This window comes from Streptomyces sp. NPDC026515 (assembly GCF_055567595.1).
Window position 1 is genome coordinate 22,528 of the sequence record NZ_JBVHQD010000014.1, and the last position, 22,344, is coordinate 44,871.

15 protein-coding genes are annotated in these 22,344 nt (G+C 72.7%); 6 read left to right on the forward strand and 9 right to left on the reverse strand.

The window, feature by feature from the left end:
• Window positions 1-312: 312 nt before the first annotated feature.
• Entirely contained in the window at window positions 313-5,250 is a 4,938-nt protein-coding gene (locus tag ACZ4O3_RS27560) for an NAD-glutamate dehydrogenase (protein WP_362716902.1), read from the forward strand.
• Window positions 5,251-5,355: 105 nt separating this feature from the next.
• Here the strand turns inward: ACZ4O3_RS27560 and ACZ4O3_RS27565 are convergent, their stop codons facing one another.
• Window positions 5,356-6,228, reverse strand: coding sequence for an ABC transporter ATP-binding protein (locus ACZ4O3_RS27565; RefSeq protein WP_362716899.1), 873 nt, complete (start codon window positions 6,226-6,228; stop codon window positions 5,356-5,358).
• Window positions 6,221-7,138: an ABC transporter permease gene (locus ACZ4O3_RS27570; RefSeq protein ID WP_362716896.1), complete on the reverse strand. Its 918-nt coding sequence runs from the start codon at window positions 7,136-7,138 to the stop codon at window positions 6,221-6,223. Before ACZ4O3_RS27570 ends, ACZ4O3_RS27565 begins: the two co-directional genes overlap by 8 nt.
• Before the next feature lie 359 nt (window positions 7,139-7,497).
• Here ACZ4O3_RS27570 and ACZ4O3_RS27575 point away from each other — a divergent pair, with 359 nt between their 5' ends.
• From ACZ4O3_RS27575 to ACZ4O3_RS27585, 3 genes are all read left to right on the forward strand, one after another.
• The gene (locus ACZ4O3_RS27575) at window positions 7,498-8,124 is read left to right on the forward strand and encodes a TetR/AcrR family transcriptional regulator (RefSeq protein WP_362716893.1); all 627 of its coding nucleotides are present in this window, start codon (window positions 7,498-7,500) and stop codon (window positions 8,122-8,124) included.
• Window positions 8,125-8,203: 79 nt separating this feature from the next.
• Window positions 8,204-8,581 carry a DoxX family protein gene (locus ACZ4O3_RS27580; RefSeq protein ID WP_362716890.1) on the forward strand — a complete coding sequence of 126 codons (378 nt, stop codon included), beginning with the start codon at window positions 8,204-8,206 and terminating at the stop codon, window positions 8,579-8,581.
• A 79-nt stretch (window positions 8,582-8,660) separates the two neighbouring features.
• On the forward strand, window positions 8,661-9,584 hold the full coding sequence (locus ACZ4O3_RS27585) for an RNA polymerase sigma-70 factor (protein ID WP_384988831.1): 924 nt from the start codon (window positions 8,661-8,663) through the stop codon (window positions 9,582-9,584).
• A gap of 100 nt (window positions 9,585-9,684) precedes the next feature.
• On the opposite strand, the gene galE is transcribed toward ACZ4O3_RS27585, so the two are convergent.
• Window positions 9,685-10,665, reverse strand: coding sequence for a UDP-glucose 4-epimerase GalE (gene galE, locus ACZ4O3_RS27590; RefSeq protein ID WP_362716887.1), 981 nt, complete (start codon window positions 10,663-10,665; stop codon window positions 9,685-9,687).
• A 37-nt stretch (window positions 10,666-10,702) separates the two neighbouring features.
• A complete protein-coding gene (locus ACZ4O3_RS27595) occupies window positions 10,703-11,920 on the reverse strand; it encodes a glycosyltransferase 87 family protein (RefSeq protein WP_467724765.1) in 1,218 nt (405 codons plus the stop codon).
• Between the two features lie 397 nt (window positions 11,921-12,317).
• On the opposite strand from ACZ4O3_RS27595, the gene ACZ4O3_RS27600 reads away from it, so the two are divergent.
• On the forward strand, window positions 12,318-13,850 hold the full coding sequence (locus tag ACZ4O3_RS27600) for a glycosyltransferase family 39 protein (RefSeq protein WP_467724767.1): 1,533 nt from the start codon (window positions 12,318-12,320) through the stop codon (window positions 13,848-13,850).
• Between the two features lie 85 nt (window positions 13,851-13,935).
• Here the strand turns inward: ACZ4O3_RS27600 and ACZ4O3_RS27605 are convergent, their stop codons facing one another.
• The gene (locus tag ACZ4O3_RS27605) at window positions 13,936-14,418 is read right to left on the reverse strand and encodes a MarR family winged helix-turn-helix transcriptional regulator (protein WP_384988803.1); all 483 of its coding nucleotides are present in this window, start codon (window positions 14,416-14,418) and stop codon (window positions 13,936-13,938) included.
• 123 nt (window positions 14,419-14,541) lie between these two features.
• Here ACZ4O3_RS27605 and ACZ4O3_RS27610 point away from each other — a divergent pair, with 123 nt between their 5' ends.
• Window positions 14,542-14,958 (forward strand): organic hydroperoxide resistance protein, encoded by a 417-nt coding sequence (locus ACZ4O3_RS27610; protein WP_351322882.1) that lies wholly within the window; start codon window positions 14,542-14,544, stop codon window positions 14,956-14,958.
• Here the strand turns inward: ACZ4O3_RS27610 and ACZ4O3_RS27615 are convergent.
• From ACZ4O3_RS27615 to ACZ4O3_RS27630, 4 genes are all read right to left on the reverse strand, one after another.
• On the reverse strand, window positions 14,945-16,456 hold the full coding sequence (locus ACZ4O3_RS27615; RefSeq protein ID WP_467724768.1) for a hypothetical protein: 1,512 nt from the start codon (window positions 16,454-16,456) through the stop codon (window positions 14,945-14,947). The two genes, ACZ4O3_RS27610 and ACZ4O3_RS27615, sit on opposite strands and share 14 nt — an antisense overlap.
• A gap of 78 nt (window positions 16,457-16,534) precedes the next feature.
• Entirely contained in the window at window positions 16,535-17,845 is a 1,311-nt protein-coding gene (locus ACZ4O3_RS27620) for a hypothetical protein (protein ID WP_467724770.1), read from the reverse strand.
• On the reverse strand, window positions 17,842-20,031 hold the full coding sequence (locus ACZ4O3_RS27625) for a bifunctional glycosyltransferase/CDP-glycerol:glycerophosphate glycerophosphotransferase (RefSeq protein WP_362727003.1): 2,190 nt from the start codon (window positions 20,029-20,031) through the stop codon (window positions 17,842-17,844). The genes ACZ4O3_RS27620 and ACZ4O3_RS27625 overlap by 4 nt, the downstream gene beginning before the upstream one ends.
• A gap of 2 nt (window positions 20,032-20,033) precedes the next feature.
• Entirely contained in the window at window positions 20,034-22,232 is a 2,199-nt protein-coding gene (locus tag ACZ4O3_RS27630; protein ID WP_467724772.1) for a CDP-glycerol glycerophosphotransferase family protein, read from the reverse strand.
• Window positions 22,233-22,344 lie beyond the last annotated feature (112 nt).

Genomic DNA, 22,344 nt, shown 5'->3' on the forward strand with positions numbered 1-22,344 from the left:
GCGCGATAGTTCGCGGGGGCATCGAAGCCCCTGCCCTGCGCCCGGTGAGCACGGAACACCTCCGTGACCGGGCGGCGGTCGCTGGTCTTCGCGGGCGGAGGGCACCCGAAACAGCCCTGGTGACGGCGGAGCCGAGAGGCACGTCACACCCTCGGGGCATGTCGAGAATGGCCGAATCCCCCCCGCTCGTCTCACCCTGCGGCATAGCGTCGGAGCAGACCGGAGACCCCGGCCGTGGCGTCGAGCCGCAGGGGGAAGAGCCCGTACTTCCTTCTACGTCACGCAATGGCGCGCGACAGGAGCCAGAGGACAATGCAGACCAAGCTGGACGAAGCCAAAGCCGAGCTGCTCGAACGGGCCGCCCGGGTAGCTGAGAACAGCCCGGCAGGGGGGCACCTACCGACTGGGACGACGGGGACGGCGGACAAGGAGTCCGTGTTCACGTTCCTTCAGCGCTACTACCTGCACACCGCGCCCGAGGACCTCGCCGACCGCGACCCGGTCGACGTCTTCGGCGCAGCCGTCTCGCACTTCCGTCTCGCCGAGACCCGTCCGCAAGGCACCGCGAACGTCCGGGTCCACACCCCGACCGTCGAGGAGAACGGGTGGACCTGCAGCCACTCCGTGGTGGAGGTCGTCACCGACGACATGCCCTTCCTCGTCGACTCGGTCACCAATGAGCTGACCCGGCAGGGGCGCGGCATCCATGTCGTCATCCACCCTCAGTTCGTGGTCCGCCGCGATCTGACCGGCAAGCTGATCGAGAGGCTGCCGGCCCCGGCCGTCGGCGAGGAACTGCCGCACGACGCGCACATCGAGTCCTGGATCCACGTCGAGATCGACCGCGAGACCGACCGCGCCGACCTCAAGCAGATCACCGCCGATCTGATGCGGGTGCTGTCCGACGTCCGCGAGGCCGTCGAGGACTGGGAGAAGATGCGGGAGGCGGCGGTGCGTATCGCCGAGGGCCTCGGCGCCGAACCGGTCCCCGGCGACCTGCCCCGCCCCGAGGTCGAGGAGGCCCGCGAGCTGCTGCGCTGGCTGGCCGCCGACCACTTCACCTTCCTCGGGTTCCGCGAGTACCAGCTGCGTGAGGACGACTCGCTGGGCGCCGTGCCCGGTACCGGGCTCGGCATCCTGCGCTCGGACCCGCCGCACGCCGGCGAGGAGGGCCACCCGGTCAGCCCCTCCTTCGAGCGGCTCCCGGCCGACGCGCGCGCCAAGGCCCGTGAGCACAAGCTCCTCGTCCTGACCAAGGCGAACAGCAGGGCGACCGTGCACCGGCCGTCGTACCTGGACTACATCGGTGTCAAGAAGTTCGACGCGGACGGCAACGTCGTCGGCGAGCGCCGCTTCCTGGGGCTGTTCTCGTCCGCCGCCTACACCGAGTCGGTGCGCCGGGTGCCCGTCATCCGCCGCAAGGTCGACGCGGTGCTGGAGCGGGCCGGCTTCTCGCCCAACAGCCACGACGGCCGCGACCTGCTCCAGATCATGGAGACCTTCCCGCGCGACGAGCTGTTCCAGACCCCGGTCCCCGAGCTGGAGTCGATCGTCACGAGCGTCCTCTACCTCCAGGAACGCCGGCGGCTCCGCCTCTACCTGCGCCAGGACGAGTACGGCCGTTACTACTCGGCCATCGTCTACCTCCCCCGGGACCGCTACACCACCGGTGTCCGGCTGCGGATCATCGACATCCTGAAGGAGGAGCTCGGCGGCACCAACGTCGACTTCACGGCCTGGAACACCGAGTCGATCCTCTCCCGGCTGCACTTCGTCGTACGCGTCCCGCAGGGCACCGAGCTGCCCGAGCTGTCCGACGCCGACAAGGACCGCATCGAGGCCCGCCTGGTCGAGGCGGCCCGTTCCTGGGCGGACGGCTTCGCCGAGGCGCTCAACGCCGAGTGCGGCGAGGAGCGCGCGGCCGAGCTGCAGCGCCGCTACACCAACTCCTTCCCCGAGGGCTACAAGGCCGACCACACCCCCCGCGCGGCGGTCGCCGACCTGGTCCACCTGGAGCGGCTCACCGAGGAGGCGGGCAACGACTTCGCGCTCAGCCTCTACGAGCCGGTGGGCGCCGCCCCCGACGAACGCCGCTTCAAGATCTACCGCAAGGGCGCGGCGATCTCCCTGTCGGCGGTGCTGCCGGTACTGAACCGGCTGGGCGTCGAGGTGATCGACGAGCGGCCGTACGAACTGCGGTGCGCGGACCGGACGACCGCGTGGATCTACGACTTCGGCATGCGGATGCCGAAGACGGCCGGCGGCGGCAACGGCGACTACCTGGGTGACGACGGCCGTGAGCGGTTCCAGGACGCCTTCGCGGCGACCTGGACCGGCCTCGCGGAGAACGACGGCTTCAACGCGCTGGTGCTGAGCGCCGGGCTGAGCTGGCGGCAGGCGATGGTGCTGCGGGCGTACGCCAAGTACCTGCGGCAGGCCGGTTCCACGTTCAGCCAGGACTACATGGAGACGACACTCCGCCACAACGTCCACACCACCCGGCTGCTCGTCTCCCTCTTCGAGGCGCGGATGTCCCCGGACCGGCAGAAGGCCGGCCTGGAGCTCACCGACGCCCTCCACGAGGAGCTGGACGCCGCCCTCGACCAGGTGGCGAGCCTCGACGAGGACCGCATCCTGCGTTCCTTCCTGACCGTCATCAAGGCGACACTGCGCACCAACTTCTTCCAGGAGACGGTGGAGGGCGCCCCGCACACCTACGTCTCGATGAAGTTCGACCCGCAGGCCATCCCTGACCTCCCGGCGCCGCGCCCGGCGTTCGAGATCTGGGTGTACTCGCCGCGGGTCGAGGGCGTGCACCTGCGCTTCGGCAAGGTCGCGCGCGGCGGTCTGCGCTGGTCCGACCGGCGTGAGGACTTCCGGACCGAGATCCTCGGCCTGGTCAAGGCGCAGATGGTCAAGAACACCGTCATCGTGCCGGTCGGCGCCAAGGGCGGGTTCGTCGCCAAGCAGCTGCCGGACCCGGCGAAGGACCGGGACGCGTGGCTGGCGGAAGGCATCGCCAGCTACAGGACGTTCATCTCGGCGCTGCTCGACATCACCGACAACATGGTGGCCGGCGAGGTCGTGGCCCCGCAGGACGTGGTCCGGCACGACGAGGACGACACCTACCTGGTGGTCGCGGCCGACAAGGGCACGGCGACGTTCTCCGACATCGCCAACGAGGTCGCCGGCAGCTACAACTTCTGGCTCGGCGACGCCTTCGCCTCCGGAGGCTCCGCGGGCTACGACCACAAGGGCATGGGCATCACCGCGCGCGGTGCCTGGGAGTCCGTGAAGCGGCACTTCCGGGAGCTGGGCGTCGACACGCAGACCGAGGACTTCACCGTCGTCGGCATCGGTGACATGTCCGGCGACGTGTTCGGCAACGGCATGCTGCTCAGCGAGCACATCCGCCTGGTCGCCGCCTTCGATCACCGGCACATCTTCATCGACCCCACCCCGGACGCGGCCACCGGCTACGCGGAGCGCCGCCGTCTGTTCGAACTGCCCCGCTCCAGCTGGGGCGACTACAACACCGAACTGCTCTCGGCGGGCGGCGGGATCTTCCCGCGCAGCGCCAAGGCGATCCAGGTCAACGCTCATATCCGCGAGGCCCTCGGCATCGAGGAGAAGGTCGCCAAGCTGACCCCGGCCGAGCTGATGAAGGCGATCCTCAAGGCGCAGGTCGACCTGCTGTGGAACGGCGGCATCGGCACCTACGTCAAGGCGTCGACCGAGTCGAACGCGGACGTCGGCGACAAGGCCAACGACGCCATCCGGGTCGACGGCGCCGACCTGCGCGTCAAGGTCGTCGGCGAGGGCGGCAACCTGGGCCTGACCCAGCTCGGCCGGATCGAGTTCGCCCGGCAGGGCGGCAAGATCAACACCGATGCCATCGACAACAGCGCCGGCGTGGACACCTCCGACCACGAGGTGAACATCAAGATCCTGCTCAACGGCGTGGTCGCGGACGGCGACATGACGGTCAAGCAGCGCAACAAGCTGCTCGCCGAGATGACCGACGAGGTCGGCGCCCTGGTGCTGCGCAACAACTACGCGCAGAACGTGGCGATCGCCAACGCGCTGGCGCAGTCCAAGAACATGATCCACGCCCAGCAGCGGTTCATCCGCCACCTGGTCAGGGAGGGCCACCTCGACCGGGCGCTGGAGTTCCTGCCCACCGACCGCCAGATCCGCGAGCGGCTCGGCTCCGGGCATGGCCTGACCAGCCCGGAGACGGCCGTCCTGCTGGCGTACACGAAGATCACGGTCGCCGACGAGCTGCTGGCGACCACGCTGCCGGACGACCCGTACCTGAGCGGCCTGCTGCACGCCTACTTCCCGACGGCCCTGCGCGACCGGTTCGCCGCCGCGCTCGCCACCCACCCGCTGCGCCGCGAGATCACGACCACGGTCCTGGTCAACGACACGGTCAACACCGGCGGTACGACCTATCTGCACCGGCTGCGCGAGGAGACCGGGGCCTCCCTGGAGGAGATCGTCCGGGCGCAGACCGCGGCGCGGGCGATCTTCCGCTCCGCCCCGGTCTGGGACGCCGTCGAGGAGCTGGACAACAAGGTCGACGCGGCCGTCCAGACCCGGATCCGGCTGCACTCGCGCCGTCTGGTGGAGCGCGGCACCCGCTGGCTGCTCAACAACAGGCCGCAGCCGCTGCAGCTGCTGGAGAACGTCGACTTCTTCTCCGAGCGGGTCGAACAGGTCTGGCAGCAGATGCCCAAGCTGCTGCGCGGGGCGGACCTGGAGTGGTACCAGCACGTGTACGACGAGCTGTCCGCGGCAGGTGTCCCGGACGAGCTGGCGACGCGGGTGGCCGGTTTCTCCTCGGCCTTCCCGGCGCTGGACATCGTCTCGGTGGCCGACCGCATGGGCAAGGAGCCGCTGGACGTCGCCGAGGTCTACTACGACCTCGCCGACCGTCTCGGGGTCTCCCAGCTGATGGACCGGATCATCGAGCTTCCGCGTGACGACCGCTGGCAGTCGATGGCCCGCGCCTCCATCCGCGAGGACCTGTTCGCGGCCCACGCGATGCTCACCGCCGACGTGCTCGCCGCGGGCGACGGCACGGCCACGCCCGAGCAGCGCTACCAGACCTGGGAGCAGAAGAACGCCGCCATCCTGGGCCGGGCCCGGGCCACGCTGGAGGAGATCCGCGGCTCGGACTCCTTCGACCTGGCCAACCTGTCGGTGGCCATGCGGACGATGCGGACGCTGCTGCGCACGCACTCGTAGCCGCAGGAGCGTGGTCGAGGCGGTCGCGGTCGGCCGTCGTCGTACGACACGAAAGGGCGCCCCCGAGCCGGTGACGGCTCGGGGGCGCCTTCTTCCACGGCCGCTTCAGGAGGGCTGGGAGATCTTCGGGGCGTCGGCCTGCTTCGGCGGCGCGGCCTTGGGCTTCGGCCTGGCCTTCGTCTTGTCGGACTTGTCGCCGGTGAAGGCCTCGTACTCCGCGAGGACGTCCTCGGTCGGCCCGTCCATGCGCAGCACACCGCGCTCCAGCCACAGCGCCCGCTCGCAGGTGTCGCGGATGGACTTGTTGTTGTGGCTGACCAGGAACACCGTGCCGGCGTGCTGGCGCAGACCGCGGATGCGCTCCTCGGAACGCCTGCGGAAGGACGCGTCACCGGTGGCCAGGGCCTCGTCGATGAGCAGGACGTCGTGGTCCTTGGCGGCGGCGATGGAGAACCGCAGGCGGGCGCCCATGCCGGAGGAGTAGGTGCGCATCGGGAGGGTGATGAAGTCGCCCTTCTCGTTGATGCCGGAGAAGTCGACGATCTCCTGGTAGCGCTCCTTGATCTCCTCGCGGGACATGCCCATGGCGAGGCCGCCGAGGTAGACGTTCTTCTCGCCGGTCAGGTCGCCCATCAGGGCGGCGTTGACGCCGAGGAGGGAGGGCTGGCCGTCGGTGTAGATGGCGCCGTTCTCCACCGGGAGCAGACCGGCGACGGCCTTGAGCAGGGTGGACTTGCCGGAGCCGTTGGAGCCGATGAGGCCGATCGCCTCGCCCTTGTAGGCGACGAAGGAGACGTCCTTGACGGCGTGCACCTTGCGGACGCCGGCCGCCTTCTCGGCGTGCTTGCGGCGCAGCATGCGGTTGAGCGCGGCGGTCGCGGAACCCCGGCCGGCGCCGGTGCCGTTGACCCGGTAGACGATGTCGACGTGGTTGGCGACGACGGTGGGGATGCGGGTGTCGTTCAGGTTCTCAGCCACGGCCGTACGTCTCCTCAGCCTTCCAGAAGTAGATGAAGCCGCCGACGCCGACGACGAGGGCCCAGCCGGTCGCGACGACCCACACGTGGGCCGGCAGCTGGCTGGCGTGGAAGCTGTCGATCAGGGAGAAGCGCATCAGGTCGATGTAGACGGCGGACGGGTTGGCCTTGAGCACCGGTGCCACCCAGCTCGGCAGACCCTTGTGCCCGCTGGTCAGCTTGTCGATGCTCCACATGACGCCGGAGACGTACATCCAGGTGCGCAGCACGAACGGCATCAGCTGGGCGATGTCCGGGGTCTTGGCACCCATCCGGGCCATGATCAGTGACATGCCGGTGTTGAACGTGAACTGCAGGATCAGCGCCGGGACGGCGAGCAGCCAGGAGGCCGCGACCGGCACGCCGAAGCAGAGCAGGATGGCGATCAGCGCGCACATCGAGAACAGCAGCTGCTGGAGCTGCTGGAGGCAGAAGGAGATCGGGAGTGCGGCCCGCGGGAAGTGCAGCGCGCGGACGAGGCCGAGGTTGCCGGCGATGGCCCGGGTGCCGGTCATGATCGAGCTGGACGTGAACGTCCAGATGAACACGCCGGTGACCAGGAACGGGATGTAGTCCGGCACGCCCCTCTTGGTGTCGAGCAGGATGCCGAAGATGAAGTAGTACACCGCGGCGTTCAGCAGCGGGGTCATGATCTGCCACACCTGGCCGAGCTTCGCCTGGGCGTACTGGGCGGTGAGCTTGGCGGTGGCGAACGCGGTGATGAAGTGCCGTCGGGCCCACAGCTGACGGACGTACTGCGGCAGCGTGGGGCGGGCGCCGCTGACCGAGAGTCCGTGCCGGGCGGCGAGCGCCGCGAGGTCGTCCTCGGCCGTGACCGGGGTCGGGGGCGGTGTGTGGAGAACCTGGGTCACATCCGCTGCTTTCACTCGGGGGGGTGGGGGTGCGGCGTCCGGCTGGGGCCGGTCTCGTTCACCCGGCGTTTCCTTACGCTTCTCTTCACGTTTTCTTACGTCGGGACGGGACCGTATCGTCGCAACGGGAGCGTAGGCGGAGTTGGCGTCGGAACGCAACCGTTTCGTCGTCACGGACTGGTGTGCGCCGTAACACTCCCGAGGTCCGGGCGCGACCGATTCGTTGCGCGGGACGACTCGGGCTCGTGTTCGGTACGGCGGTGAGCTGGGAGGGGTTCGGCGCGGCGCGGTGCGGCGATCGAGTGGTACGTCTCGTCGGGACGCAACCGTTTCGTCGTTACGCCCCTATGCTGGGAGACATGACGACGAACGCCGAGGAGTCCCAGACGCGTCCGCGCCGACGAGCCCCCGCCGGGGCGGCCGTCCTCCGCGAGGACGTGACCGAGGCCATCCGGGCCGCCGTCTTCGAGGAACTCGCGGCGGTCGGGTACGCGCGGATGTCCATCGAGGGCATCGCGCGCCGCGCGGGCGTCGGCAAGACCGCCGTCTACCGCCGCTGGCGCTCCAAGCTGCACCTCGTCCTCGACGTCGTCTCGGCCCTCGCGGTGCTCGGCCTGCCCGTGCCCGACACCGGCTCCCTGGAGGGCGACCTGCGGCTCCTGTACGAGGTCACGTCCCGTGCGCTGCGCCACCCGGTCGCCTCGCAGATCATCCCGGACCTCCAGGCCGAGGCGGCCCGCAACCCGGAGATCGCCGAGGCCATGCAGAAGACGCTGCGCGAGGGCCAGGACGGGGTCGCCAGCAAGATCATCGAGGCGGCTCAGCGGCGCGGTGAACTCGCCGCGGGCCTCGACGACGACCTGGCCATGGACCTGATCTCCGGCCCGCTGTACTGGCGTTCGGTGGTGATCCGCACCCCCAAGCTGCCGAAGGGGTATCTGGCGGCGCTGGCCCGTGGCACCACGGAGGCGCTCAAGGCGCTGTGAACCACTCCGCCGGGGATGTCACAGACGTAAGCGCCGTCTCGTCGTAGGGGCGCAGGCATCCTCGAACAAGGAGTGGACGATGAACCTCACCCTGTGGATCGCCGCCGGACTGCTTGCCACGGTGGCCCTGACCGGTGGGATCAGCAAGACCTTCGTGCCCCGGGAGAAGCTGGCCGCGGCCCGCGGCGGGGGCTGGACCGCGGACGCGGGCACCGGCTTCGTCAAGGCGCTCGGGGTGCTGGAGCTCCTCGCCGCGGCGGGGCTGGTCCTGCCGGCGGCCGTCGGTGTCGCGCCGGTCCTGGTACCCGTGACGGCCGCCGCATGGGTCCTGCTGATGGCCGGTGCGATGATCACCCACGGCCGGCGCGGCGAGAGCGCGTTCGTGGCGCTGAACCTGGTCTATCTCGTGCTCGCGCTGGTCGTCGCGGCCGGCCGGTTCGGCCCCGGGTCCTTCTGACCGACCGGTTCACGGACGCGGGAGGAGGAAGACGGGGAGAGGGAGAGAGGGGGAGACGGTGGCGGACGGGGGAGCGGACCTGAACAGGACCGAGGAGTTCCAGGAGCTGCGCCCGCTGCTGTTCTCGATCGCGTACCGGATCCTGGGCAGTGTCGGCGAGGCGGAGGACGCGGTCCAGGAGAGCTGGCTGAGGTTCGAGGGCTCGCCGACGGAGGTCAGGTCACCGAAGGCGTTCCTGTCGGCGACGGTCACCCGGATCTCGGTCGACGTGCTGCGCTCGGCCCGCGTCCGGCGCGAGGAGTACGTCGGCCCGTGGTTCCCCGAGCCGCTGCTCGCCGACCCGTACGAGGATCCGGCGCGGTCGGCGGAGCTGGCCGACTCGTTGTCGATGGCGGCCCTGCTGCTCCTGGAGCGGCTCAGCCCGCTGGAGCGGGCCGTCTTCGTGCTGCGCGAGGTGTTCGACTTCGGCTTCCCCGAGGTCGCGTCGGCGGTCGGCCGCTCGGAGGCGGCGTGCCGTCAGCTCGTCGTACGGGCCCGGCGCCACATGGCCGAGGGCCGCCCCCGCTTCGAGGCGGACCGGAGGGAACGCGACGAACTGGCGTCACGCTTCTTCGAGGCCCTCCACGAAGGCGACCTGGGCGGTCTGCGGGACCTGCTCGCCGCCGATGTGTCCCTGGTCGGCGACAGCGGCGGCAAGGCCCCGAGGCTGGCCCGGACGGTCGTCGGCGCCCAGAACGTGGCCCGCCTCCTCGCGGCCGTCTTCCCGCTGCTGCCCCGGGTCGACGTGAGCTGTGAGCAGCACGAGGTCAACGGACAGCCGGGCGCGGTCTTCCGGGACCGCGACGGCAAGGTCCTCCAGACCTTCTCCCTGGACGTCCTCGACGGCCGGATCCAGGCGATCCGCGTGGTCCTCAACCCCGACAAGCTCACCCACGTGGGCCCGGTGGCGGACGCCTGGGCCGTCTCGGAGGAGCTCAGACGAGCCCGCCGCCCCGGGGACTGACCGCGCCCGCGCCCGCCCGGCCGCCGCGCCGGTGCCACCAGGTCCGCCGCCCGCGGCGCCCGCCCGCGGTATCCCGGCGGCGGCACGGGCAGTGCGTCCGTCAGGTTCGGGCCGCCTCCGGGTGGAGGCGGAGCCAGCCCTGCCAGGCCGAGGTGATCATGTCCTGGACGTCGTGTTTGGCCTTCCAGCCCAGTTCCGTGGCGATGCGGTCGGCGGAGGCGACCACGCTGGCCGGGTCGCCGGGGCGGCGCGCGGTGACGGCCGGGGGCCGGTCGTAGCCGGTGACCGTGTTGATGCGGTCGATCATCTCGCGGACCGAGACGCCCTCCCCGCGGCCGATGTTGAGGGTCAGCGCGCGGCCCGGCTCGGCCTGGAGGGCCCGGGCCGCCGCGACGTGGGCCTCGGCCAGGTCCACCACGTGGATGTAGTCGCGGATGCAGGTGCCGTCGGGCGTCGGGTAGTCGGCGCCGAAGATACGCGGCGGCGCGTTCTCCGTGAGTTTCTCGAAGACCATCGGGACGATGTTGAAGACGCCCACGTCGGCGAGTTCGGGGCGGGCCGCGCCGGCCACGTTGAAGTAGCGCAGCGAGGCCGTGGACAGGCCGGTGGCCCGGCCTGTCGCGCGGACCAGCCACTCACCCGCCAGCTTCGTCTCGCCGTACGGCGACATCGGCAGGCACGGCGTCTCCTCCGTCACCAGTTCGACGTCCGGCATGCCGTAGACCGCCGCGGAGGAGGAGAACACGAAGGACGGGACCCTCGCCTCCGTGACCGCCTGGAGCAGGACGCGCAGGCCTTCGACGTTCTCCCGGTAGTAGTGCAGGGGGCGCTCCACCGACTCGCCGACCTGCTTCTTCGCCGCCAGGTGGACGACCCCGGTCACCTCGTGCTCGGCCAGGACGCGCGCCACCTTCTCGCCGTCCAGCGTGGTGCCCACCACCAGCGGGACCTCCTCGGGCACGCGCTCGGCGACGCCGGTGGACAGATCGTCGTACACCACCGTCCGCTCGCCCGCCTCGGTCATCGCGCGCACGACGTGCGCCCCGATGTAACCGGCGCCGCCGGTGATGAGCCAGGTCATGGATGCCCGTCCCTCCGTCAGTCGACCGCGGTCTCCGTCAGCCCCGGTCACCCCTCAGTGAAGCAGGTGCGGCCGACAGCAGCGGACGGCCGGGGTGCCCGCTCGGGCCCGCGGGGGTGCGGACACCGGTCTCCGGGCGGCGGGTGGCGCGCCACAGACGGGTCAGGGAGAGGACGGCGGCGGTGGCCAGCAGGCCGTTGCGGGCGAGCATCAGCAGGCAGCCGGTCCAGGTGCCGTGCACGACCTCGGCGTAGAACGTCGGGTAGGCCACCGCGCTGAGCGCGGTCGCGGTCACGACCAGCGCGGCGACCGGGCGCTGGGTGGTGTGGCGGGAGGTCAGGCACACGGCGGTCAGGCCGAGCAGCCAGATCAGGTACTGGGGGCTGATCACCCGGCTGGTCACGGTGAAGAGGAGCACCGCGCTCAGCGCGGCGTCGTACGGGGTGGCCTCGGTCCAGTGCCGGGCCCGTACCCGCCACAGGAGCAGCAGCGCGAAGGCCACGGCGGTGAGCGCGAGGGAGGCGGTCGCGACCGCGTGCACCCGCGGGCCGACCAGCTCCATCGCGCCGTACTGGTAGCGGGTCGTGCCCCGCCAGCCGGCGTGCCGGGCGAGGCTGAGCGCGGTGCCGCCGAGGGACTCGACCTGCACGCCCCGGCCGCCCTGCTGGCGGAGGAAGGCGAGCGGGTTGCGGAAGGAGAGCAGGAACGCGGCGAGGGTCGCGGTCCCGGTCGCGGCCGCCCAGCTCCACGTCGTGCGTGTCGTACGCCCGCGCTCGACGCCCAGCAGGACCAGCGCGGGCCAGACCTTCACCAGCGCGCCCAGCGCGGCGAGCGCTCCGCACGCGCGTGTGGCTCGCCCGAGGGCCAGCAGGGAGAGCACCGCGAAGGCGGTGACCGCGACGTCGTAGCGCGCGAGGGGGAGATGCAGCAGGAGAGGGAGGGCGCCGGTCCACAGGGCCGCGCCCAGCAGGGTGCGGCCGGGGCGCAGACCCGCGCGCGTGAGCGCCGCCGTGATCAGCGCGTCGGTCGCCAGGGTGAGCGCCACGAACGCCTGGAAGTAGCTCAGCCCGGGCACCAGCCCCGGCGCGAGCAGCACGGCGCCGGCGCCCGGCGGGTACTGCCACAACGTGTCGTGCGCCGGGAACGCGCCCTGCGACAGGACGCCGTACCAGTGGAAGTACAGCCGCCACACTTCGCGCGCGACCGCTCCGTGTCCCAGGAGCCGCTCGTTGTTGTGGGCGAGGAGCCAAAGCATCAGCGCGCGTGTGGCGAGCCAGAGGCCGGCGAGGCAGAGGGGGCGCGCGAGGCGCGGCGCGCGCGGGGGGTGTTCGGTGCGCGCGGTGCGCAGGAGGCCCGGGAGTCGAACAGGCGGGGCGAACGGGGCGCGGGGGAGCGGGAAGTACGAGCGACGATTCATCAACCGCGAGCGTAAGCCGCGCGGATGGTGTATCCATGCCGATACGCCGTCATTACCCGGCAAAGGTTGGCTAATCGCAAAAGATCGGGCCGTGGTGAGTATCGGGCCTCTCGTAAAAGCGCATCCGCGGACGACGCGAACGACAGCAACCGGCCGGCCGGCTCCGTCGAGTCGGCCGAAGCCGTCGGGGGGACCCCCCGCCGGTCCGCCGGGCCGTGCGCGCCGTGCCGTCGTCGTGGCCGTCCCGGCCGCGGTGATGCTCGCGGTCGGCCTCTGGGGGCTGCACCGCGGCGGGATGTGGCGCGACGAGGCCGTCACCTACCAGGTCGCCCGGCGCACGGTGCCGCAGATCTGGCGGCTGCTGCACGGCGTGGACGCGGTGCACGGCCTGTACTACCTGCTGATGCACGTCGTCCTCGCCGTCGCCCCCGGGCGGCCGGGCGAGGTCGACCTCCGGCTGCCGTCGGTGTGCGCGGCGGCCGTCACCGCGGGCCTGGTGGCCGCGCTCGGCACCCATCTGGCCCGGCCGCGGGTCGGTCTGTGGGCCGGACTGATGTACGCGGTCACCCCGTTGGTCGGGCACTACGCGCAGGAGGGCCGCTCCTACGCCCTGGTCGCCGCGGGCGCGACCGGCGCGACCCTGCTGTTCGTACGGGCGGCGGGCGGAGCGGGAACCGGGACCGAGGGGGAGACCGCGGGACAGGCCGGAGGCGGGCGGCGGGCCTGGTGGTGGTACGGCGCCGTCCTCGGAGTCACCTGCTGGCTGCACGAGTTCGCGGTCCTGCTGCTGCTCGCGCACGCGGGAACGCTGGCGCTGGCCCGGTCGTCGGGAAGGGTGTGGCGGGGCTGGGGCTGCGCGGCCGGGGGCGTGGCGCTGACCCTGGTGCCGCTGGCCGTCGTCTCGCACGCGCAGTCGGCCCAGCTCGCGTGGCTGTGGGAGCCTGACCTGGAGACCGCGCAGGCGCTGCTGCGCCAGTACCTCGGACCGACCGACGGGGTGTACTGGGCGTGCCTCGCGCTCGGCCTGCTGGGGCTGACCCGGCTGGTGGGCCGGCGCGGCGAGGTGACCCTCGCGGCGGTGGCGCTGCCCCTCGCGGTGCTGCCACCGGTGGCGTTGATGCTGGCATCGCAGCTCACGCCGCTGTACGTCGACCGGTATGTGCTCTACGCGCTCACCGGTGCGCCCCTGCTGGTGGCGCTCGGCGCGGACCGGGTCGCCGGGGTGCTCGGCCGGCTCTGGCCGTACGGCACGGCGACCACGCCCAGGTCGCCCGCGCTCACCGTGGCCGGGGTCCTGGCACTCGTCCTCGCCTTCACCCACCAGGTGCCGCTGCTGCGGCACGACCGGGTGCCGGGCACCCGGCCCGACGACCTCGGGGCGGTCGCGGAGGCGGCGGCGCGCGTGCTGCGGCCCGGCGATCCCGTGCTGTACCTGCCGGCCCACGCGCGCGGGACGGAACTGGCCTATCCCGCCGGCTTCAAGGGCACCCGGGACCTCGCGCTGGCCGAACCGGCTCCGGAGTCGGGGACGTTGTACGGGGGCGAGGTCGCGGCGGCGACGCTGCGGCGCCGGCTGGCCGGAGTGGACGAGGTGTGGGCGGTGATGGAGAAGTACGCGCTGGTGAGCGGGTACCGGCCGCGGCTCGCCACGGAGCGGGCGAAACTCGCGGTGCTGAACCAGCAGTTCGTGCTGCGCGAGGAGATGGTGATCGACCGGATGGCGCTGCGGCTGTACGTGCGGCCGATCCGGGGCGGGCGGCCGGGCTGAGCGTCCGCCGCCGGCCGGCGGGACCAGCCGCGCCCGCCCGGCGTGGCCGCGGGGTGGTACGGCCCCGCACCCCCGGCGAGGCGCTTCAGCGCGCCGCCTCCTCCGAAGCCGCCGCGTCCAGCGCGCCCGTCAGCTGGTCCAGGCGGGTCTTCAGATCCCGTATGCCGTCCACGTCGAAGCCGGTCGCGGACATGATCCTGCGCGGCACCTCGAACGCCCGCTCCCGCAGGTCGGTGCCCTGCTCCGTCAGCCGTACCTCCACCGAGCGCTCGTCACGGGCGCTGCGCTCCCGGTGGACCAGGCCGGCCGCCTCCAGGCGCTTGAGCAGGGGTGACAGCGTGCCGGAGTCCAGGCGCAGGTGTTCGCCGAGCTTCTTGACCGGCAGGTCGCCCTGTTCCCACAGCACCAGCATCACCAGGTACTGGGGGTAGGTGAGCCCGAGGTCCTTGAGGATCACGCGGTAGACGCCGTTGAAGGCGCGGGACGCGGCGTGCAGGGAGAAGCAGATCTGGCGGTCCAGGCGGAGCCACTCCGCCTCGGGTGCGGGGGGCGGGGTCGTAGCGGTCATGGCTCAATGGTACCTCTTGCGAGTCATTTAGTTGTGCGCAATTTAATTGTGTGCTCTACTTGTGGTCGTGAGGGCGGCCGGAACGGAGCCGCCGCACCGAAACGTCGAGAGGGATGGTCTTCCATGGACGCGCTCTACACCGCAGCCGCCACCGCCACCGGCCGGGAGGGACGGGCGGTCAGCTCGGACGGGCAGCTGGACCTCGCGCTGGCGTTCCCGCCGGCGCTCGGCGGCAACGGCCAGGGCACCAACCCCGAGCAGCTCTTCGCCGCCGGCTACGCCGCCTGTTTCGCCAGCGCCCTCGGCGCCGTCGGCCGCCAGGCCAAGGTCGACACCGGCGAGATCTCCGTGACCGCCGAGGTCGGCATCGGCAAGGACGAGGCCGACGGCGGCTTCGCGCTCAAGGTCACCCTGCGCGTCGAACTCCCCGAGGAGCTCGCCAACGAGACCGGCGAGAAGCTGGTCCACCAGGCCCACGCGTTCTGCCCCTACTCCAAGGCCACCCGGGGCAACATCCCGGTCGAGCTCATCGTCGAGTAGCAGTCGGCGCAGCGGCCACCGGTACGTCCATCGTCCCGGTGAGCCGCGCGAGCACCTCCCCGGTCCGCCGGCTCCAGTCCACGACCACCGCATCCCCGGGCAGCCGCTCCCGCCGCGTCAGCAGCAGCCAGCGCACCCGGGAGCGGTGGTCGTGCGCGTCGGCCAGTTCGATCCCGTATCCGGGGAGCAGGTGTACGGCGTAGTAGGCGTCCGTGACCACCGGTTCCCCGCGGCCGATGTGCCGGGCCGCCCAGTCGTACGACGGCCAGCGCGGCGGCTGGACGAAGCCGACCGGGTCCAGTGAGCGCGGCACGACCGCGCCGGCCTGCGCGGTCAGGAAGCCCACGCAGATCCCGCCGGCCGCGGCCCAGCCGAGCGCCCGCCGCCACACCGGCCAGGGCCGCTCCGCCGCCAGCTCCACGGCGAGCGCGCACTGCGGCGCCAGGAGGGCGGGACCGAGCAGCTCGCCGAAACCGTGGCGGACGCCGTACCCGGCCAGCAGCGCCTGCACGGCGAACAGCAGGACGAGCGGATCACGCCGGACCACGGCCGGTCGCGCCGCCCGCCCCAGGGGGGCGGTTCGCCCGCTGTCCCGGCCCGCCGCCCCGGCCGCGTCCCGTGCCCGCAGCCACAGCGCCGGCACTCCGAGCAGCGCGAGCCAGCACTGGCCGATCACTGCGCCGTAGGCCCCGGACGCCCCGTAGCTCCCGTAGCTCTGCGGCAGCGCGTGCGCGGGTGTCCCGAAGGAGATCACCCCGGCCGCCACCGCGCCCAGCAGCGCCCACCGCCCCCACACCGCGCCCCGCCACCCCCGCTGCCACCCCGCCACGAACGCCACCGCCCCGGCCGCCGCCGCCACGCCGAGCACCGGGTCGACCAGGGCCACCACTGCGTACGGCACGCCGAGCGCCGCGTACCCGGACAGGCTGCGCAGGCCGCTCGGGCCGACGTAGCGCACCGGGCGCAGATCGCGGGCCCGGGCGCCGGTCAGCGCCCAGGACCAGAGGGTGAGACCGAGGGCGAAGGCGGACGGGTAGCCGAGGCTGCCGGTCAGCGGCAGCAGGGCCAGCGAGCCGCCGCCCCACCCCGGCCGGGTGCCCCAGAGGACGGACCCGAAGGCCAGCGCCAGCACCGGCGCCCAGGGGCGCGGGCTGAGGACCCGGACCAGTCGGCCGAGGCCGGTCAGCAGCACCAGCAGGTTCAGCGGGCCGCACACCCGCAGCAGCTGCCACCCGCTGAGCCCGGTCAGCCGCGCCACAGCATCCTGCGCGAGCACGTACGGGGACGCGCCGGCGTCCGCCAGGGCCGCTCGCACCCCCTCCACCGCCGCCGCGTGCTGTCCGGCCTCGCAGCACGGCGGCAGCCGCCAGTACGCCAGGGTCATCACCAGCCAGAACAGCAGGCCGAAGAACTGGTACGGGGTGAGTCTGCGGGCGCGGCCGCCGCGCAGGGCGGTGGCGCCGCGCGCGGCGCGCCGGACCAGGGCGCCGGTGCTCACCGGGGAGAAGGGACGGGGCGGACCATTTGCCGAGTGTTCCCGTCCGTCCCGGTGGCGTCCCGGCCGCTCCGCCGCCCGTCACCTCATCGAGTGAGCCTCCGACAGGCCCACGCCGTTCGGCCCGTCGAGTGACCCCTGCGGGGGAACCGGAACCACGCGGCCCACCAGCGGTTCGAGGAGCAGCGGTACCCCCATCACCGGCAGCAGCCAGGCCAGCACGATCAGCCGGTCGCCGCCGATGGTGATGTCCGGATGTCCGGCCTGGGTCAGGAACCCGGTGCCCGCGGCCGCCACCAGGAAGGCCCCGAAGGCCGGCCGCCGCCGCGCTCCCCACACCCCGGCCGCCAGCGCCGCCGGGAACAGCGGGGCCATCAGCTGCCGGCGCAGCCACTCCACCCAGAAGTCCCACTCCAGATGGAGGAACTCCGGCCAGGGCCGGACCCGGTCCGGCCGGGCGAAGTGGCCGGTCAGCAGGTCCTGCATGCTCTCCGCCTCGGAGGGATAGCGCAGCAGCCGGGCCAGCAGCAGGGTGCCGGCGACCGCCGCACAGCCCACCGCCGCGACCGCGGCGACTCCGCGCCCGGCAGCCCGGCCCAGCCGTCGCCGCCGTACGGCGACCGCCGCGCCCGCCCCGGCCAGGCACACCCCGAGGAACAGCGCCTGGGCGTGTTTCACGGTGAACAGCGCGACCAGCGCGCCCGCCACCAGGACCGCCCCCGCCCGGGCCCGCCCCGCGCCCGTCCGGCAGGTGAGGGCCAGTGCGCAGCCCCACACCGCGGTCAGGGTCAGCGCCAGCATCAGGCCCTCGGTCATCGGCCGCATCGCCGTCGTGCCCACCGGCAGGACGTAGTACAGGGCCTGTCCGGTCAGCGCGAGCGGCACCGGTACCGACAGCGTCCGCAGGACCAGGAAGGCCAGCACTCCGCCCGCGACCGTGACCAGCACACCCGCCAGCCACACCCCCCAGGTCACCCCCAACGCGGCGACGAACGGCAGCAGGAACAGCGGATAGCCGGGCCGCACCTCGAAGACGGCCCGCAGCCGGGGGCCAACGAACGGCACGATGTGCCCGTCCCCCTGACCGGCCGCCCACCGGGTCTCCACGCGCCGCAGCTCGTCCTCCCGGCACCGGGCGAAGACCCGCCCCGCCGGGCTCGGCGCATGGAAGCGCACCACGTTCACGCTCTGCGCGCGCGCCGCCTCCGAGGCCTGCCCCGCACACACCCAGTCGGCCGTCCGGACGGCCGCCTCCCGCTGGTCCGCCCCGCCCAGGGTCAGCGCGTAGGACACGTAGTTCTTGGAGTCGGGGGTGTCCCGGCCGGTGACGTCGGCGAGTTGCAGCACCGCGAAGACGGCGGCCAGGACCAGCACCCAGGTACGCGGTCTCATGTGGACGCCAGCAGGTCGTGACCCGGGGCAGGTTCCGGTACCCGCACGGCGGCGGCCGGCATCGGCTCACCGAGCAGCAGGGTCCTCACCACCCGTTCGGCGGCCCGTCCGTCGTCGAACTCGCAGAAACGGGAACGGAATCCGGCCCGCAGTCGCGCCGACTCCGCGTCCCGCCAGGCGCCCGAGGCGAACAGTGCGGCCAACTCCGGGTAGCTCAAGGACACATGGCCCGGCGCCTCGGCGGTGATGTCGAGGTAGGCGCCCCGGCTCGCGGTGAACGCGGCCCAGTCGTCGGCGTGCACGACGATCGGCCGGTCCAGGTTGGCGTAGTCGAACATGACGGAGGAGTAGTCGGTGACCAGCGCGTCCGCCGCCAGCAGCACCTGCTCCCCGTGCGGCTCGCCGGTCGCGTCGACCACGATCCCGCGCCGGTGCAGTTCCGCCAGGCCCGCCCCGCGCGCCGGACCGGTCGCCAGGGCGGGATGCAGCCGGACCACCAGGGTGTGGCCCTCGCCGAGATCGGCGGCGAACCGGGCCAGGTCGATCCGCTCGGCATGACCGCCCCGGACGTAGTCCCGGCGGGTCGGGGCGTAGAGCACGACCGTGTGGTCGGCGGGAATGCCGTACCGGGCCCGGAAGTCCGTGGGTCCGCCCTCGACCAGGACGTCGTTGCGCGGGCTGCCGGTGCGGGCCGAGGCGAAGTGGCAGGGGTAGGCCCGCTCCCACACCAGCTCGGAGTGGCGGTTGGCGACCAGGCTGTGGTCCCAGCGGTCGGCCCGGCGCAGCATCTGCGGCACGTCGAGGCCGAGCCGGGCGCCGGGCTTGTCCAGCAGGTCGGCGCCCAGGTACTTCAGCGGGGTGCCCCGGTGGGTGTGGATGTGCACGCTGCCGGGCCGTTTGACCAGCGCGCCGGGCCAGTTGACGTCGTTCACGAGGAACTTGGCGCGGGCCGTGAGCCGCCGGTACTCCGGGGAGTCCAGCAGCACGTGCTCCACGTCGGCGGGCAGCCCCGCCGCCACCTCCGCGTCCTTCACCACCCAGACGCCCCGCAGCTCCGGCGCGATCTCCCGGGCCTTGCGGTAGACGGCCGCGGGGTCGCCCCGCAGGCCCTGGTGCGAGGAGGCCGAGTACAGGACCAGGTGCTCGTCCGGCGCACGGTGGCCGGCCGCCCCGGTCAGCGCGCGCCGGGCCCGGGTGGCCGCCGCCCGTCGCACCCGCAGCGCCTGCCGGCCGCTCTCCCTGGCGATCCGCCCGGCCTGCTGCCGCAGCCGGTACGACGCGTACGAACCGCCCAGCACCCCGAGGCCGGCCCCCTCCGGCCGGTACGCCCGGTACAGCTCCGCCGTACGCCGGAAGAACTCGCCCTTGGCGGCGGGCGGCAGCCGGTCCGGCTTGGCGAGGATGTCCAGGCAGTGCTCGCCCATCTTGCGGTGCAGATAGGGCCGCCAACCGGCCAGCTCCGGGTGGGAGTCGACGTACTCGAAGACCCGTCGGTACTGGTCGTGGACGTCGAAGTGCTTACGGCTGGTGGTGGAGAGGATGTTGCCCTGGCGGCGCTGGCGGTAGTTCAGGCAGATCCGGTCGAGGGTGGCGATCCGGCCGGCGCCGAGCAGGACCGGGAAGGTCCATGGGGTGTCCTCGTAGTAGCCCGGGGGGAACCGGAAGCCGTTGTTCGCGACGAACTCATGCCGGTAGGCCTTGTTCCACACCACCATCAACAGGTCGAGGATCTCGGGGCGTTCGGCCGCGGTGAAGACGCCGTCGGTCGCGCTCAGCACCTCCGCGAGGGCGTTGCGCCGTGTGCCGCCCCACCAGTAGGTGCGCGCGTAGTCGAAGACCAGGACGTCCGGGTCGCCGGCCTCGGCCAGCCGGTCGGCGATCGCCCCCAGCGCGCCCGCGGTGAGGGTGTCGTCGCTGTCCAGGAAGAGCAGGTAGTCGCCGGTGGCGTAGGGGAGTCCGGCGTTGCGGGCCCGGCCGAGCCCGACGTTCTCGGGCAGGTGCAGGACCCGTACGCGCGGGTCGCGGGCCGCGTACTCGTCGAGGATCGCGCCGCTGCCGTCCGGAGAGCGGTCGTCGACGGCGATCACCTCGATGTCGCGGAAGGACTGCTCCAGGACCGAGTCGAGGCACTCGCGCAGAAAGCCCTGCACCCGGAAACAGGGCACGATCAGACTGAATCGGGGCACGGTCAGCTCCTCGTGAAAACGGTGGCGGCCGGGGCGGGCAGGCGTTCCGCCAGCGGGATCAGCGACGGGAGCGACTCCGGCGGCTGGCCGAGGAACACCCGGCGTACGACCCGTTCGGCGGCCAGGCCGTCGTCGAACTCGCAGAAACGGGCCCGGAACTCGTTCCGCAGCCGTGTGGACTCCGGGCTCCGGTGCGAGCCCTCGCGGAAGATCCGGCCCAGTTCGTCCGGGGTGCGGGCGACCGGGCCCGGCGGCTCGGCGGGCAGGTCGAAGTAGACGCCCCTTGTCTCCCGGTAGACCTCCCAGTCGTCGGCGTAGACGACGATCGGGCGGTCCAGGTTGGCGTAGTCGAACATGATGGAGGAGTAGTCGGTGATCAGCGCGTCCGCCGCGAGGCACACGTCCTCGACGCAGGGGTGCGCGGTGACGTCGATGACCCGGCCGGTGTCCGCGAGGGCTCCCCGGTCGTAGAAGTAGTGGGCGCGCAGGAGGACGACGACGTTCTCGCCGGCCTCCTCGCAGAACGCCTCCAGGTCGAGGCCGGGCTCGAAGCCGGTGTGGTGGTCGCGGTGGGTGGGGGCGTACAGCACGGCCGTCCTGCCGTCCGGGACGCCCAGGCTGCGACGGGCCCGCACCACGTCGTGGGCGGACGCCGTGTAGTAGACGTCGTTGCGCGGATAGCCGTACTCCAGGGCCTCGTAGGAGCCGGGGAAGGCGCGCTCCCAGGTCTGGGTGGAGTGGCGGTTGGCGGAGAGATTGAAGTCCCAGCGGTCGACGCGGCCGAGCAGTCTGGTGAAGCTGCCGGTCCGCGCCGCGACCACCGGGTACGTCGACTGGTCGACGCCCATCTTCTTCAGCGGGGTGCCGTGCTGCGTCTGGAGGTGCACGCTGCCGGGCCGCTTGACGACGCCCTCCGCGAAGTTGGCGTTGTTCACCAGGTACTTGGCGCGGGCCAGCACCTGCCAGTAGCGGCGGCTGCCGATCACCGCGTACTCGACGTCCGCGGGCACGGCGCCCTCCCGGCCCGGCTCGACCAGGAACACCGAGCGCAGCCAGGGCGCGAGTTGGCGGGCGGCGGCGTGGATCGCCGCCGGGTTGCAGGCGTAACCGCGCCCCCAGTAGGCGCAGTACACGACGAGGTCCTCGTCGAGCGGGCGGCGCAGGTCGAGGGCGTAGCGCAGCCGGGTGAGCGGCAGCCGCGGGCGGGGCAGCAGCCCGGCCGCCCGGGCCGCCGCCCGGTTGGCCCCGCGCAGCGCCAGGAACGCGGTGTACGCGCCCGCCGCGAGGAGCCGGTGCTGCACCCCGAGACTCCCGCCCGGCATCCGGAACCCGGCCGGCCGGTAGGTACGGTGCAGCGACCCCGCCCGCCGGAAGAACGCCCGGTGCCCGGACGGCAGCCGCTGCGGGCGGGCGGCCGTCCTCAGCACGGCCTCGAAGACCTGCTCGAACAGCGGCCGGGCCCGTTCGCCCGGAAGCCCCGCCGCCAGCGCCCGCGCCAGCACCAGCTCGACCTGGTCGAGGAGTTCGTGGTGGTGCGCACCGGGCAGGTTCAGCCTGCTGCCCTGCCGGCGCAGCCGGTGCCGTACGACGGCCGAACGCAGCACCGCGACCCGTTCGGCGGCGATTCCGGTCAGCCCGCCCCAGCCGACGTCCGTGAAGTGGCCGTCGGGGAACCGCAGCCGGCCGTCCGTGACAAAGGCGCGGCGCCAGGCCGCGCTCCACGCCGGCAGCGTCACCCCGGTCAGCGCGGGAGCCTCGGACGGGGCGAAGACGTCCTGCGGGGTCGCTGCCGGCAGCGTCGCCGGGGCGGCCGGCTCACCCTCCCACCAGGGCGCCCGCTCGTGCCCGAAGTACAGCACGTCCACGTCACCGGTCTCGGCCAGCCGTGCCGCCAGCCGCGCCAGCGCGCCCGGCATCAGAACGTCGTCGCCGTCGAGGAACAGCAGGTACGTCCCCTTCGCCGCCCGCATCCCGGTGTTGCGGGCCCCGCTCAGCCCGGCGGACGGCGGAGAGTGCACCGGGGCCACCCGGGAGTCCCGCTCGGCGTATCCGGCGGCGACCGCGGCGGCCGGGGCGTCGGGCGCGTCACAGACCGGGATCAGCTCCAGGTCGCCGAAGGACTGGGCGAGGACCGAGTCCAGCGCCTGGGACAGCCGGCCGGCGACCCCGTGGGAGGGGACGATGATGCTGAAGCGGGGCATGCTGCTCTTTCTCAGGTGTCCATGCGGCCCGGCCTTCCCGCCGGTCGCCAGGTGGACGGCCGCGACGGAGTGGGCCGCGAGGTGTTGGGGGGCATGAAGGAACTCCCTGGAA

Bases quoted from the DNA above. Each gene is read 5' to 3' on its own strand.
- ACZ4O3_RS27560 (WP_362716902.1), top strand. From the start codon at position 313: ATGCAGACCAAGCTGGACGAAGCCAAAGCCGAGCTGCTCGAACGGGCC.
- ACZ4O3_RS27575 (WP_362716893.1), top strand. From the start codon at position 7,498: ATGACGACGAACGCCGAGGAGTCCCAGACGCGTCCGCGCCGACGAGCC.
- ACZ4O3_RS27580 (WP_362716890.1), top strand. From the start codon at position 8,204: ATGAACCTCACCCTGTGGATCGCCGCCGGACTGCTTGCCACGGTGGCC.
- galE (WP_362716887.1), bottom strand. From the start codon at position 10,665: ATGACCTGGCTCATCACCGGCGGCGCCGGTTACATCGGGGCGCACGTC.
- ACZ4O3_RS27595 (WP_467724765.1), bottom strand. From the start codon at position 11,920: ATGCTTTGGCTCCTCGCCCACAACAACGAGCGGCTCCTGGGACACGGA.
- ACZ4O3_RS27605 (WP_384988803.1), bottom strand. From the start codon at position 14,418: ATGACCGCTACGACCCCGCCCCCCGCACCCGAGGCGGAGTGGCTCCGC.
- ACZ4O3_RS27610 (WP_351322882.1), top strand. From the start codon at position 14,542: ATGGACGCGCTCTACACCGCAGCCGCCACCGCCACCGGCCGGGAGGGA.
- ACZ4O3_RS27620 (WP_467724770.1), bottom strand. From the start codon at position 17,845: ATGAGACCGCGTACCTGGGTGCTGGTCCTGGCCGCCGTCTTCGCGGTG.
- ACZ4O3_RS27630 (WP_467724772.1), bottom strand. From the start codon at position 22,232: ATGCCCCGCTTCAGCATCATCGTCCCCTCCCACGGGGTCGCCGGCCGG.